This window comes from Citrobacter sp. S46_ASV_140, from assembly GCF_018919545.1.
GTDB classification, from domain to species: domain Bacteria; phylum Pseudomonadota; class Gammaproteobacteria; order Enterobacterales; family Enterobacteriaceae; genus Citrobacter; species Citrobacter braakii.
Genome location: NZ_JAHLRC010000284.1, coordinates 1 through 715, shown reverse-complemented (window position 1 = coordinate 715; position 715 = coordinate 1). Strand labels below are relative to the sequence as shown.

1 protein-coding gene and 1 pseudogene are annotated in these 715 nt (G+C 42.2%); both read left to right on the top strand.

Annotated features, from left to right (window positions below; genetic code table 11):
• Nucleotides 1-431, top strand: a pseudogene (locus KQJ19_RS23795) (PTS mannitol transporter subunit IIBC); the annotation flags it as partial.
• Nucleotides 432-455: 24 nt separating this feature from the next.
• A partial coding sequence (locus tag KQJ19_RS23790; RefSeq protein ID WP_216404291.1) for an alcohol dehydrogenase catalytic domain-containing protein occupies nucleotides 456-715 on the top strand: 260 nt, incomplete at its 3' end.

Sequence of the window (715 nt, the reverse complement as noted above, 5' to 3'; positions counted from 1 at the left end):
TTGCAGGAGTCACCGCGGGAACCGTTGTTACTTTTGTTATTACCTCTGTCATCCTGAAAATGGAAAAGAACGTTGAAACAGAAAGTGAAGATGACTTTGCTGAATCAGCCAGAGCCGTCAAAGCGATGAAGCAGGAAGGGAAATTCTCTTATAAAAACATTAAACGCGTCGCTTTTGTCTGTGATGCAGGAATGGGTTCCAGTGCTATGGGGGCAACCACATTTCGTAAGCGTCTGGAGAAAGCGGGATTGAATATTACTGTGACGCATTATGCTATCGAAAACGTTCCGCAAGATGCCGATATTATTGTCACCCATGCCAGTCTTGAAGGTCGTGTTAAACGTGTAAGTGAAAAGCCATTAGTGCTGATTAAGAACTATATTGGTGACCCATTGTTGGATGATTTATTTAAACGCATTACTGCGAACTAGCCTTCTTCTATTTTTGGAGTGAATATGAAAACGAAAGTTGCTGCCATATATGGCAAGCAGGATATTCGTATCCGCGAATTTGAACTGCCTGCAATTACAGATAATGAATTGTTAGTAAGCGTAATATCCGATAGCGTTTGTTTGTCCACCTGGAAAGCAGCAGCATTGGGGAGCGATCATAAACGCGTACCGGACGATCTGGAAAATCATCCGGTTATTACCGGACATGAATGTGCTGGTATTATTGTTGAGGTGGGGAAAAACCTGACGGATAAATATAAGAA